Here is an 11523-nt window from a genome sequence, read left to right as displayed (position 1 = left end):
TCCCAGCCTACGGAGCATCGCCTACGGAGCGCGGTGGTGGCGGCGCGGCGCGGCGGGCAGGTCGAGCGGGGGCGGCGGGGGTCCCTGGGTCCGGGCGGCGTCGCCGGTGTCCAGCCAGCCGTCGTACCGGTCGACGAGCAGCTCCACGGCAGCGCCGGGAGCGTCGGAGATCACCGCCCAGGGATGGTCCTCGTCGTCGTCCTCCCCCGCCAGCCGCTCCCGCTCGAGGCGCGCGTCGTAGCCGTCGGCGCGCAGCCGCGCGGCCGCCGCGCGTGCGTGCTCCTCGTCGAAGAAGATCGCCCTCACGGCACCATCATCCGGTCCCGGAGCCCGGCCAGGAAGGGCCGGTCCGGCTCGAGCCAGTCGACGGTGTCGAGCTCGGTGGCGGTCAGCCAGCGGACCTGGTCGTGCTCGGTCGGCGCGGGCTCGCCCGAGCGCAGCCGCGCCAGGGCCACGACCAGCTCGTGGCGGTCGCCGACCGGGGCGGCACCGTCGAGCCACCCGGTCACCTCGATCCGGCAGCCCAGCTCCTCGGCGACCTCCCGGACCAGCGCCTCGGCTCGGGTCTCGCCGGGCTCGACCTTGCCACCGGGGAGCTCCCACCGGCCGGCCGTCGCGGGTGGAGCCGTGCGCCGGGCGGCGAGCAGCCGACCGTCCCGCAGGATCGCCGCTCCCACGACCACCGCACGCTCGCCCACGCCGGCCATCCAAGCACGGCAGGGCGGCTACGGTGCATCCCATGCGCGACCGCGTCCGCCACGGCATCCACCTCGGCCGCACCGACGAGCAGGGCCCGGCGATCGAGGCTCTGACCGGCCGGGCCGGCGGCGCGGTCGGTGTCGAGGGGGTCGCCGCCGGGCTCACTCGGCAGGCCCGCCCATCGCGGCTCGGTCGGGTGCTCGGCCGGGCCGTCTCCGAGGCGTACGCCTGGGACGACCGCGACAGCCGGGACCCCCGCTGGTGGCCCCAGGGCATCTCGAGCTCCGCCGACGCCTCGCCGACCGAGCTGGCCGCCGGACGCCGGCTGCTGGTGACCACGTCCTACGCCAAGCAGGTCGGCGGCAGCTCGCACGGCTGCCGGGTGACCTTCGTCGACCTCGACACCCTGCGCTACGAGCACGTGCTGGTCGTCCGGCCCGGCGTCGACCCGGACGGCTCCCCCACCCTCGAGCCGGTGCACCTGCACGCGGGCGGGATCGTCTGGCACGGCCCGTTCCTCCACCTGGCGGCGACCGCCCGTGGCCTGGTCAGCTGCCGCGTCGACGACATCCTCCCGGTGAGCGACCCCGACACCGCCGAACGTCTCGGCGTCGACGGTGACCGGGTGACGGCGTACGGCCACCGCTTCGTGCTGCCGGTGCGGTTCACCCAGCCCGCCGGCGCCGACCGCGGCCATGCACGCTTCCGCTACTCCTTCCTCGCCCTGGACCGCAGCGAACCGGAGCCGGCGCTGGTCTCCGGGGAGTACGCGCGCCAGGGACCCACCCGGCGGCTGGTCCGCTACGAGCTGGACCCGGGCACGGCGCTCCCGCGACTCGACGAGGACGGCCTGGCCCGCCCGGTCGCCCTCGCCGAGGGCGTGGCCCGGATGCAGGGTGCCGTGGTCCGTCGCGGCCAGCACCTCGTCAGCGTCTCGACGGGCCCGCTGCTCCCGGGCACCGTGTACGCCGGCACCCCCGGACACCTGCGGGCGCGACGGCTCGCGGTGCCGATGGGGCCCGAGGACCTCTGCTACTGGCCCTCCACCGACCGGGTCTGGTCGGTGACCGAGCACCCCCGCCGCCGGTGGTTCTTCTCGATGCGGCGCAGCTGGTTCGACTGAGCGCGGCCGAGCCGCGTCAGCGCGGCTGGCGTGCGAGCTGGCGACTCTGTGCCACGAGGCGACCGGCCGAGTCCCAGACCTCGCAGTCCTCCTCGAACATCCCGCCGGCCAGGTTGCGGGTCGCGTGGCGGACCCGCAACCACCCCGGGGCGGGGTGGCTGCGCACGTGGGCCGTGAGCTCCAGCGTCGGCGCCCACCCGAACATCCCCAGGTCGAAGGTCACCGGCGGCAGCGCGTCGACAACCATCAGCAGCGACACCGGGTCCGGCTCGCGCTCGTCGACCAGCCGGAACCACGCCTGCAGCTCGCCGTTGCCGCTCGGCTGCCCGACCGCCCAGCCGACGTGGCGGGGGTCGAAGCGCATGTCGAAGCGGTCCATGAGGGGCGCGATGCTGCGGATCTCCTCCGGCGCCATCGAGTTGGGGACGCACTCCTGCAGCGGCGGCAGGTCCGGCGGGGTGGCGGTGGTCCGGACGTCCTCGGGCAGCGCCCCGAGGTCGCCGTACGTCGCGAGCACGGTGATCCTGGCGTCACCGTCCTGCTCGAGGTCGGCCGAGAGGGTCGCCACGCTGCCGCCGTCGCGCAGGACCCGCGTCCGGACGGTCGCGGGACCGGGTCGGGCCGCGGAGAGGTAGTAGGCGCTGACCGCGATCGGGTCGGGCTTGCCGGGGGCCGCCTGCGCCAGGGCGCTGCCGACGACGGCGAGCTGGTAGCCGCCGTTGACGCCGCCCCCGACCACCCAGCCCTCCGACAGCTCCGCGGTCCACTCGTGGTCGCCGCCCTCGAGGGCGATGTGCCGGTCGAACTCCATCACGCGCCCAGCCTAGGGAGGCGCTCGCGGGGGCCGCACGCCGGTCGGTTTCCGCCGAAGTGCTCCCACACAGGGACCGCTGGTCCCACACTGGAGCCGAAGAGCCCCCCAGAGAGGTCCGGCACCATGGCGACCACCTCGTCCGGGCCGGCCGACGCCGGTCCCGCACGTCGGCTGCTGTGGCCTGCCGTCGTCGGAGTCCTCTACTTCGCCGCGGTGGCGGTCCACGTGGTCCGACCCTCGGACCTCCTGGTCGCCGTCGCCTTCATCGGGGTGCTGTCCGGGGCGGCGGTCTTCGCCTGGGTCGCCGCGGGCAGGACGGTGGCCGAGCGCCGGCTGCCGGCCGCGCTGGTCGCGGCCGGCCTCACGACGAACGCGCTCGGGGAGGTGGTCTGGTACACCGCGATCATCGACAGCGAGAGCACCGACGTCTCCTTCGCCGACGCCTTCTGGCTTGTCTCGTACGTCTTCTTCGCGGCAGCCCTCGTCGTGTCGCTGGTGCGCTCGCGCGCCGGCGACGGGTTCGACGCCGACTCGCTCATCGACGCCCTGACCATCGTCGTGGTCAGCGTGCTCGTGCTGTGGAACTTCTCCGTCGCGGAGATCACCGGCGACCCCTCGCTCACCCCGCTGGTGAAGCTGGTGTGGTCGACCTACCCCATCGCGGACGCGATCCTGATCGCGCTGGTGGTCCGGATCGCGACCGACCGGCGGGCGCGCGCCCAGCTCGACCCGTGGTTCGGGGTCGGCGTCGCGGCGTGGCTGGTCGCCGACCTCGGCTTCCTGATGCTGCCGCTGACCGACTTCCACGAGGCGTGGGAGAACGCCGGGTGGATGATCGGCGCGATCCTGATGGCCCGCTTCCACAAGGGCGGCCGCATCGCCGGCGCGCCCGCCGAGCGGGAGGAGCACTGGGTCGGCAAGCTCGCCATCGCCATCGGGCCGCTGGCGATCGTGGTGCTGATCCCCGCCGTCGACCTGCTCACCGGTCGCCCGATCCGTCCCTGGGGACTGATCCTCGGTGGAGCGGTGCTGCTCGGCCTCGCGGTGGTCCGGACGGCGCGGCTGCTGCTCTCCGAGCAGCGGGCGATCGCCGAGCTGAGCGCGGCCCGCGACGCGGCGCTCGAGGCGTCGCGCGCGAAGTCGGAGTTCCTGGCCACGATGAGCCACGAGATCCGCACCCCCATGAACGGGGTCCTCGGGCTCTCCGACCTCCTGCTCCGGACCGACCTCACCGACCGGCAGCGCCAGTACGCCGAGGGGGTGCGCGGAGCGGGTCAGAACCTCCTCGACCTGATCAACGGCATCCTCGACTTCTCCAAGGTGGAGGCGGGCCGGCTCGAGCTCGAGTCGGTCGACCTCGACGTCGTCGGCGTCGTCGAGGACGCCGCCGACCTGGTGGCGAGCGCCGCGCACCGCACCGGCCTGGAGCTGATCACCGTGTGCGACCCCGACCTACCCGCGCTCGTCCGCGGCGACCCCGGTCGGCTGCGGCAGGTGCTCCTCAACCTGGCGGCCAACGCGGTGAAGTTCACCGAGTCGGGCGACGTCGTGCTGCGCGCGACCCGGGTGCCCGGCGGGGACGACGCGACGTGGGTGCGCTTCGAGGTCTCCGACACCGGCATCGGCATCGACGACCAGACCTCCGAGCGGCTGTTCGAGGCGTTCTCGCAGGCCGACTCCTCGACCACCCGGATGTACGGCGGCACCGGTCTCGGGCTCGCCATCTGCCGGCAGCTGGTGACGCTGATGGGCGGGGAGATCGGCGTCGACAGCACCACCGGTCAGGGCAGCAGGTTCTGGTTCACCGTCCCGTTCTCCGCCGCCGAGGCCGCGGTCGACCCGGTGCACGATCCCGAGGTGGCGGGCCAGCGGGTGCTGGTCGTCGACGACAACGCCACCCAGCGGCTGGTCCTCGCCGAGCGGCTGCGCCGGTGGGGTGCGGAGGTGACGCTGGCCGTCGGGGGCCCGGCGGCGCTGGCCGATCTGGCCGCGCCGGACACGGCGTACGACGTGGTGGTGCTCGACGGAACGCTGCCCGGGACGGCAACCGCCGACGTCGCCGACCGGGTGGTGCTCCGGTCCGGGCACCGGCCCGGCCTGGTGCTGCTCGTCTCCGAGGACGAGCGCGTCGCCGTACGGGCCGACGTCGCCTCCGACGTGGTGCTGGACAAGCCGGTCCGCCTGGCCGCGCTCCGCACCGCGGTCGCCGAGGCTGCCGCGGTGTCGGCCACCACCGCGGACGCCGCCGCGAGGCGCCGGGTGCTGGTGGTCGACGAGCGCTCGGTCAGCCGGATGATCACCGGCGGCATGGTCGAGCACCTCGGCTACGACGTCGACGTGGCGACCGACGAGGCCGAGGTGCTGGCCGCCCTGGCCCACGCCCCGGACGCGATCCTGCTCGACTGCCCGGATCCCGGCGGTGAGCCGCCCCCGTCGGTCGGTGCGATCCGCCGCTGGGAGCGCGACGGCCGGACCCCGGTCGTGGCGCTCGTGCCGGGGGACGCCCGGGTGGACGAGACGTGGCTGCACGGGGCCGACGTGGACGCCCACCTGGCCCGGCCGGTGTCGTTGCAGGGGCTGGCCGACGTGCTGCTCCGGGCCACCTCTCACTCCGCGGCCCCCACCCGGGGGTGACGCCGCGGGACCGTAGGCTCCGGGCGTGACCGACCCGTACCGCCGAGCCGAGCGGTGAGCCCGCGCAGGGCCGGCGCACTGGTCCTCTTCACCGCCGTCGTCCTGGTGTCGGTCAACCTCCGGCCCGGGGCCTCCGCGGTCGGACCGGTGCTCGCGGAGGTGCGCTCCGGGCTCGGGATGGGCTCCGGCGTCGCCGGTGCGCTCACCGGCCTGCCCGGGCTCTGCTTCGGGATCTTCGGGGCGATGGCGGTGACCCTGGCCCGGCGGGTCGGCACCACGGCCGGGATCACCCTCGGCCTGCTGGCCGTCACGGTCGGCCTGCTGCTGCGCCCGGCCACCGGCTCGGTGGCGGTGTTCCTGCTCATGAGCACGGTGGCCCTGGCAGGCATGGCGGTCGGCAACGTGCTCGTGCCGGCCTGGATCAAGCAGCACGGGGGGCGGCACGAGGTCGGCCTGGCGACGGTCTACGGATCGGGGCTGGTCCTCGGCGGGTCCCTCGGCTCGCTGCTGACCGCGCCGCTGCTCGAGGCGACCGACAGCTGGCAGGACGCCCTCGGCGCGTGGGGTCTCGTGGCGGCGCTGGCGCTGCCCGTCTGGGCGTGGCTGGCCGTCGGCGAGCACCGTGAGGACCGGCTGACCCGCAGCGACGGGCCGGCCTCGGCACCGCCCGCCACCGGCCGGATCACCACCTCCCCGACCGCGGTCGCGATGGCGACGCTCTTCGCGGTGCAGGCGATGCACGCCTACATCCAGTTCGGGTGGCTGCCGCAGATCTACCGCGACGCCGGCCTCTCCGCGACGTACGCCGGCGCGCTGCAGGCGCTGCTGAGCGGGATCACGATCATCGGCGGGCTCGCGATGCCCACCGTCATCGCCCGCTCGCGCACCCTCGCGCCGTACGTCGTGGTCTTCGGCGTGCTGCTGGCCGTCGGCTACCTCGGGCTGCTCGTGGCACCGGCCACGGTGCCGTGGCTGTGGGCGGTCGTGCTCGGGGTGTCCGGCTTCGCGTTCCCGACCGTGATCGCCCTGATCACCGCGCGCACCCGCCACCCGGCCGTCACCGGCCGGCTGTCCGGGTTCGTGCAGCCGGTCGGCTACCTGCTGGCCGGGCTCGGCCCCTTCGCCGTCGGGCTGGTCCACGACGCGACGGGCGACTGGACCCTGGTGCTGTGGCTGCTCGCGGCCACCGCGGTGCCGTTCACGTGGGCAGGGCTGCGGGCCTCCCGCCGCGTGTTCGTCGACGACGAGCTCGCGTGACCTGCTGTCGCTCGGCCGTCGGGAGCCTCGGCGCGCTCGCCCCTCCGTCGCACCCGGCTAGGGTCGGCACATGAGCTGGCGGACCGATGTTGCCCTGCGTGCCGTGATGCTGGTGGTGGCGACGGCCCTGCTGGTGACCCGGCTCCTCCAGCAGGACTGGGTGTGGGCGGGGCTCTGGGCCCTCGGCGTGGCGCTGGTCTCCGTCGAGCTCGTCCGCGCCCTGCGCGAGGGACCCGGCAGGACGACCGGCCGGGGCGCGAGGTGACCGAGGGCGTCGACGCGGTCGTCATCGGCGCGGGCGTCATCGGCTCCTCGATCGCCCTCGAGCTGGCCCGCTCCGGGCGACGCGTGGTGGTCGTGGACAAGGCCGGTGGCGCCGGCCACGGCTCGACCAGCGCGTCGAGCGGGATCGTGCGCTTCCACTACTCGACCTTCGCCGGCGTGGCCCTCGCGTGGGAGTCGCTGCACGGCTGGCGGGACTGGGCGGGCCACCTCGGCCACGTCGACCCGGCCGGCACGGCCGGGTTCCGGCGTACGGGGATGCTGGTGCTCGACCGCATCCCGGGCGCGTCGGCCGCGATCACCGCGCTGCTCGACGAGGTCGGGGTGCCGTGGGAGGCGTGGGACGCGGCCGAGATCGCCGCCCGGGTGCCTGCGCTCGACCCCGGCGCCTACGGCCCGCCGGCCCCGGTGGACTCCGACGCGTTCTTCGCCGACGCCCACGGCTCGCTCACGGGCAGCTTCACGCCTGACGCCGGCTACGTGCCGGACCCCGCGCTGGCCGCCCACAACCTCGCGGAGGCTGCCGTCCACCACGGCGCCGTGCTGCGGCTGCACCGCGAGATCCGAACCGTGGCCGAGGAGGGCAGCCGCCGCTGGCGCCTCACCACGACCGACGGCGAGGTCCTCGACGCCGACGTCGTGGTGAACGCCGCCGGACCCTGGTCGTCCCGCGTCAACGCGATGGCGGGCATCGGGTCGGACTTCACCGTGACCACCCGGCCGCTGCGGCAGGAGGTGCACGAGGTCGCGGCGCCGCCCGGCTTCGAGCCGACCGACGGCGAGCCCGGCGTCACGATCGCCGATCCCGACCTCGGGATCTACATCCGCTCCGCGCACGCGGGCGCGCTGCTGGTCGGCGGCATGGAGCCGGAGTGCGACCCGCCGGAGTGGGTCGAGGACCCCGACGCCGCGGACCCGCGCCCCACGGTGCCGGTGTTCGAGACGCAGGTCCTCCGCGCCGCCCGTCGCTTCCCCGACCTGGCCGTCCCCCACCGGCCGCTCGGCATCGCCGGCGTCTACGACGTGACGACCGACTGGGCGCCGGTCTACGACCGCACCGACCGGCCGGGCTTCTACGTCGCGATGGGCACGAGCGGCAACCAGTTCAAGAACGCCCCCGTCGTCGGCACGCTGCTGCGCACGCTCGTCGACGCGGTCGAGTCCGGCCACGACCACGACCGCGACCCCGTCCGCCTCACGCTCCCGCGGACGGGGACGGTCGTCGACCTCGCCGCGTGGTCACGGCTGCGCCCGGTGGCCGACGACCCGCCCAGCAACGTCCTCGGCTGAGCCCGTCACCGGGCCCGGCGCCTCACTGCGTCGAGAACGCCGCGTCGAAGGCCGCGGTGGGCGCGTCGAAGGCCAGCCGCCGGACGAACTCGAGCGCCTCCGGCGCCCCGACCAGGCGGTCCATCCCGGCGTCCTCCCACTCGACCGAGATCGGGCCGTCGTAGCCGATGGTGTTGAGCATCCGGAAGCACTGCTCCCAGGGAACGTCACCGTGGCCGGTCGACACGAAGTCCCAGCCGCGCCGGGGGTCCGCCCACGCGAGGTGGGACCCGAGCCTCCCGTTGCGCCCGTTGCCCACGAGCTTCTTCGCGTCCTTGCAGTCCACGTGGTAGATGCGGTCGCGGAAGTCCCACATGAAGCCGACCGGGTCGAGGTCCTGCCACACGAAGTGGCTCGGGTCCCAGTTGAGGCCGAAGGCCTCACGGTGCTCCACCGCCTCGAGCGTGCGCACGGTCGTCCAGTAGTCGTAGGCGATCTCGGACGGGTGCACCTCGTGGGCGAACTTCACGCCCTCGGCGTCGAAGACGTCGAGGATGGGGTTCCAGCGCCGGGCGAAGTCCTCGTAGCCCGCGTCGACGAGGTCCTGCGAGGCCGGCGGGAACATCGCGACGTACTTCCAGATCGAGGAGCCCGTGAACCCGACGACCACGTCCACGCCCAGCTTGCGCGCGGCCCGCGCGGTCATCTTCATCTCCTCGGCGGCCCGCTGGCGGACCCCCTCGGCGTCGCCGTCACCCCAGATCCGGTCCGGGAGGATCCCGCGGTGCCGCTCGTCGATCGGGTCGTCGCAGACCGCCTGGCCCTTGAGGTGGTTGCTGATCGCGAAGACCTGGAGGTCGTACTTCTTCAGCAGCTCGAGCTTGGCGGGGACGTACGCGTCGTCCTCGACCGCCGCCCAGGGGTCGAAGTGGTCGCCCCAGCAGGCGATCTCGAGCCCGTCGTAGCCCCACCCGGAGGCGAGCTTGCACATCTCCTCGAAGGGCAGGTCGGCCCACTGGCCGGTGAACAGCGTGATCGGTCGGGTCACTGGTCGCTCCTCGTCTCGTCGTGTCGGGTGCTGCAGGTCCTCACCGGATCCCCAGCAGGTGGTCCATCGCGAGCTGGTCGAGGACCTCCATGCCGACACTGCGCTCGGCAAGTCCCTCGATGTCGTAGGTGGCCGCCCGCAGGTCGGCGAGCGTCTCGCCGGGGGCCATGGTGGGCTCGCGCAGCGTGGCCACCTCGGCCGCGTCGAGGGCCGCTGCGACCTCGGGGTCGGCCCGGAAGGACCGCACCCGCTCGCGCAGCACGAGGTAGTTGCGCATGCAGGCGCTCGCGGACGCCCAGACCCCGTCGGAGGCCTCGGCACGCGGGGGCTTGAAGTCGAAGTGGACGTAGCCGTCGTACGCCTTCCCGCTGCCGGCGCCGAGCAGGGCGTCGACCGTCCAGAAGGCACCGCGCACGTTGCCCGCACCGAACCGCAGGTCCTGGTCGAAGCGCGGGCCGTGCTGGCCGTTGAGGTCGACGTGGAACAGCTTGTCGTGCCAGAGCGCCTGGCTGATGCCCTGCGCGAAGTTGAGGCCCGCCATCTCCTCGTGCCCGACCTCGGGGTTGAGCCCCACCCTGGCGGGGTCGTCGAGCTCTCCGATGAACGCGAGGGCGTGGCCGATGGTGGGGAGCAGGATGTCGCCCCGCGGCTCGTTGGGCTTGGGCTCCAGGGCGAAGCGAAGGTCGTAGCCCTGCTCGGTGACGTAGGCGCAGAGCAGGTTCAGCGACTCGGCGTAGCGATCGAGCGCCGCCTGCACGTCCTTGCCCCCGCCGTGCTCGGCTCCCTCGCGCCCGCCCCACAGGACGAAGGTGCGCGCCCCCAGGGACGCCGCGAGGTCGATGTTGCGGACCACCTTGGACAGCGCGTAGCGCCGGACCTCGCGGTTGTTGGCCGTGAGGCCGCCCTCCTTGAAGACCGGGTGGCTGAAGAGGTTCGTGGTGACCATCTCGACCACCAGGCCGGTGTCGGCCAGCGCCTTCTCGAACCGCTCGAGGGTCGCCTCGCGCAGGCTCTCGTCGGGGACCAGGTCGTCGTCGTGGAAGGTGACGGCCGCGGCGCCGATCTCGGCGAGGCGGTACGTCGCCTCGACCGGGTCGAGCAGGGACCGGGAGGCCGGTCCGAAGACGTCCGTGCCCTGCCACCCCACGGTCCACAGGCCGAAGGAGAACTTGTCGTCGGGGGTGGGGGTGAGGTCGCTCATGCGGGGATCTCCTGCCAGGAGTGGGTGTCGGAGCTCCGCTCGACGGCGGCCAGCACACGCTGGACCTGCAGGCCGTCGGCGAAGGAAGGGGACGGTGCGGTGCCGGAGGCCAGGTCCCCGACGAGGTCGACGACCTGGTGGGTGAAGCCGTGCTCGTAGCCGAGCAGGTGGCCCGGCGGCCACCACGCACCGACGTACGGGTGCTGCGGCTCGGTCACGAGGATGCGACGGAAGCCGGCCGACTCGGGGTCCTCCGTGCCGTCGAAGAAGTGCAGCAGGTTCATGTCCTCGAAGTCGAAGGCGAGGCTGCCGCGCGAGCCGTTGATCTCGATGCGGATGGCGTTCTTGCGCCCGTTCGCGAAGCGCGTGGCCTCGAAGACGCCGAGCGCGCCCCCGCGGAAGTCGGCCAGGAAGGTCGCGGCGTCGTCGACGGTGACCGGGCCCCGCCCGGTCCCCGCGGTCCCCGAGAGGCCGGCGTGCTCGGCCGGGAGCGGTCGCTCGTCGACGAAGGTGCGGAGCCGACCGGACACGCGAGCCACGGTGTCTCCGGTGATGAACTGCGTGAGGTCGACGATGTGGGCCCCGATGTCGCCCAGCGCACCCGACCCGGCCTTCGCCTTGTCCAGGCGCCACGACAGCGGCGCCTCGGGGTCCACGATCCAGTCCTGGAGGTACTGCGCCCGGACGTGGTGGATCGTGCCGAGCCTCCCGTCCGCCACCAGCTTCCGGGCCAGGGCGATCGCCGGCACCCGGCGGTAGGTGAAGCCCACCATCGCGTGCACCCCGCGGGCCGCCGCCGTCTCGGCCGCCGCGGCCATCGCCTCGGCCTCCTCGACGGTGTTGGCGAGCGGCTTCTCGCACAGCACGTGCTTGCCGGCCTCCAGCGCCGCGATCGCGATCTCGGCGTGGGTGTCGCCGGGCGTGCACACGTCGACGAGGTCGATGTCGTCGCGGGCGACGAGCGCCTCCCACGACGTCTCCGTCGAGTCCCATCCCAGCCGTCGGGCAGCCGCCGCCACACCCGCCGCGTCACGTCCGGCGAGCGCCGTCATCCGTGGCTGCAGCGGGAGGTCGAAGAACCGTGGGGCACTGCGCCAGGCCTGCGAGTGGGCAGCGCCCATGAAGGCGTAGCCGACCATGCCGACCGAGAGGCCGGGGGCGGCGCCGGGGACGTCGGGTGTGGTGGTCATGGACCT

At 74.1% G+C, this 11523-nt stretch carries 11 protein-coding genes; 5 read left to right on the top strand and 6 right to left on the bottom strand.

What is annotated here, in order from left to right:
* Positions 1 to 21: 21 nt before the first annotated feature.
* The gene (locus tag EXE57_RS20255; protein WP_135079344.1) at positions 22 to 306 is read right to left on the bottom strand and encodes a hypothetical protein; all 285 of its coding nucleotides are present in this window, start codon (positions 304 to 306) and stop codon (positions 22 to 24) included.
* Complete coding sequence (locus tag EXE57_RS20250; protein WP_135079342.1) at positions 303 to 698, bottom strand: (deoxy)nucleoside triphosphate pyrophosphohydrolase; 396 nt, start codon at positions 696 to 698, stop codon at positions 303 to 305. Before EXE57_RS20250 ends, EXE57_RS20255 begins: the two co-directional genes overlap by 4 nt.
* Before the next feature lie 41 nt (positions 699 to 739).
* Between EXE57_RS20250 and EXE57_RS16405 the strand changes: the two genes are divergently transcribed.
* A complete protein-coding gene (locus EXE57_RS16405; protein WP_135079340.1) occupies positions 740 to 1822 on the top strand; it encodes a hypothetical protein in 1083 nt (360 codons plus the stop codon).
* Between the two features lie 16 nt (positions 1823 to 1838).
* Here EXE57_RS16405 and EXE57_RS16400 read toward each other — a convergent pair whose 3' ends face one another.
* Positions 1839 to 2633, bottom strand: coding sequence for a thioesterase family protein (locus EXE57_RS16400; RefSeq protein WP_135081075.1), 795 nt, complete (start codon positions 2631 to 2633; stop codon positions 1839 to 1841).
* A 126-nt stretch (positions 2634 to 2759) separates the two neighbouring features.
* Here EXE57_RS16400 and EXE57_RS16395 point away from each other — a divergent pair, with 126 nt between their 5' ends.
* From EXE57_RS16395 to EXE57_RS16380, 4 genes are all read left to right on the top strand, one after another.
* Entirely contained in the window at positions 2760 to 5270 is a 2511-nt protein-coding gene (locus EXE57_RS16395; protein ID WP_135079338.1) for an ATP-binding protein, read from the top strand.
* Positions 5271 to 5324: 54 nt separating this feature from the next.
* On the top strand, positions 5325 to 6527 hold the full coding sequence (locus tag EXE57_RS16390; protein ID WP_135079336.1) for an MFS transporter: 1203 nt from the start codon (positions 5325 to 5327) through the stop codon (positions 6525 to 6527).
* 70 nt (positions 6528 to 6597) lie between these two features.
* The gene (locus EXE57_RS16385) at positions 6598 to 6792 is read left to right on the top strand and encodes a hypothetical protein (protein ID WP_135079334.1); all 195 of its coding nucleotides are present in this window, start codon (positions 6598 to 6600) and stop codon (positions 6790 to 6792) included.
* The gene (locus EXE57_RS16380; protein WP_135079332.1) at positions 6789 to 8099 is read left to right on the top strand and encodes an NAD(P)/FAD-dependent oxidoreductase; all 1311 of its coding nucleotides are present in this window, start codon (positions 6789 to 6791) and stop codon (positions 8097 to 8099) included. Before EXE57_RS16385 ends, EXE57_RS16380 begins: the two co-directional genes overlap by 4 nt.
* A gap of 22 nt (positions 8100 to 8121) precedes the next feature.
* On the opposite strand, the gene EXE57_RS16375 is transcribed toward EXE57_RS16380, so the two are convergent.
* Genes EXE57_RS16375 through EXE57_RS16365 form a run of 3 tightly spaced genes read right to left on the bottom strand, consistent with a single transcriptional unit; the run spans position 8122 to position 11517 of the window.
* The gene (locus EXE57_RS16375; RefSeq protein ID WP_135079330.1) at positions 8122 to 9126 is read right to left on the bottom strand and encodes a sugar phosphate isomerase/epimerase family protein; all 1005 of its coding nucleotides are present in this window, start codon (positions 9124 to 9126) and stop codon (positions 8122 to 8124) included.
* A gap of 40 nt (positions 9127 to 9166) precedes the next feature.
* Complete coding sequence (gene xylA, locus EXE57_RS16370) at positions 9167 to 10327, bottom strand: xylose isomerase (protein ID WP_135079328.1); 1161 nt, start codon at positions 10325 to 10327, stop codon at positions 9167 to 9169.
* Positions 10324 to 11517 (bottom strand): Gfo/Idh/MocA family protein, encoded by a 1194-nt coding sequence (locus tag EXE57_RS16365; protein WP_135079326.1) that lies wholly within the window; start codon positions 11515 to 11517, stop codon positions 10324 to 10326. Before EXE57_RS16365 ends, xylA begins: the two co-directional genes overlap by 4 nt.
* Positions 11518 to 11523 lie beyond the last annotated feature (6 nt).

Source organism: Nocardioides euryhalodurans (assembly GCF_004564375.1).
GTDB lineage: Bacteria > Actinomycetota > Actinomycetes > Propionibacteriales > Nocardioidaceae > Nocardioides > Nocardioides euryhalodurans.
Note: the sequence above shows the minus strand (reverse complement) of the source record. Positions and strands in the feature narration are given on the sequence as shown.

What these genes read in the sequence shown, in the direction of transcription:
- EXE57_RS16405 (WP_135079340.1), top strand. Translation starts at nt 740, where the DNA reads ATGCGCGACCGCGTCCGCCACGGCATCCACCTCGGCCGCACCGACGAG.
- EXE57_RS16400 (WP_135081075.1), bottom strand. Translation starts at nt 2,633, where the DNA reads ATGGAGTTCGACCGGCACATCGCCCTCGAGGGCGGCGACCACGAGTGG.
- EXE57_RS16395 (WP_135079338.1), top strand. Translation starts at nt 2,760, where the DNA reads ATGGCGACCACCTCGTCCGGGCCGGCCGACGCCGGTCCCGCACGTCGG.
- EXE57_RS16385 (WP_135079334.1), top strand. Translation starts at nt 6,598, where the DNA reads ATGAGCTGGCGGACCGATGTTGCCCTGCGTGCCGTGATGCTGGTGGTG.
- xylA (WP_135079328.1), bottom strand. Translation starts at nt 10,327, where the DNA reads ATGAGCGACCTCACCCCCACCCCCGACGACAAGTTCTCCTTCGGCCTG.
- EXE57_RS16365 (WP_135079326.1), bottom strand. Translation starts at nt 11,517, where the DNA reads ATGACCACCACACCCGACGTCCCCGGCGCCGCCCCCGGCCTCTCGGTC.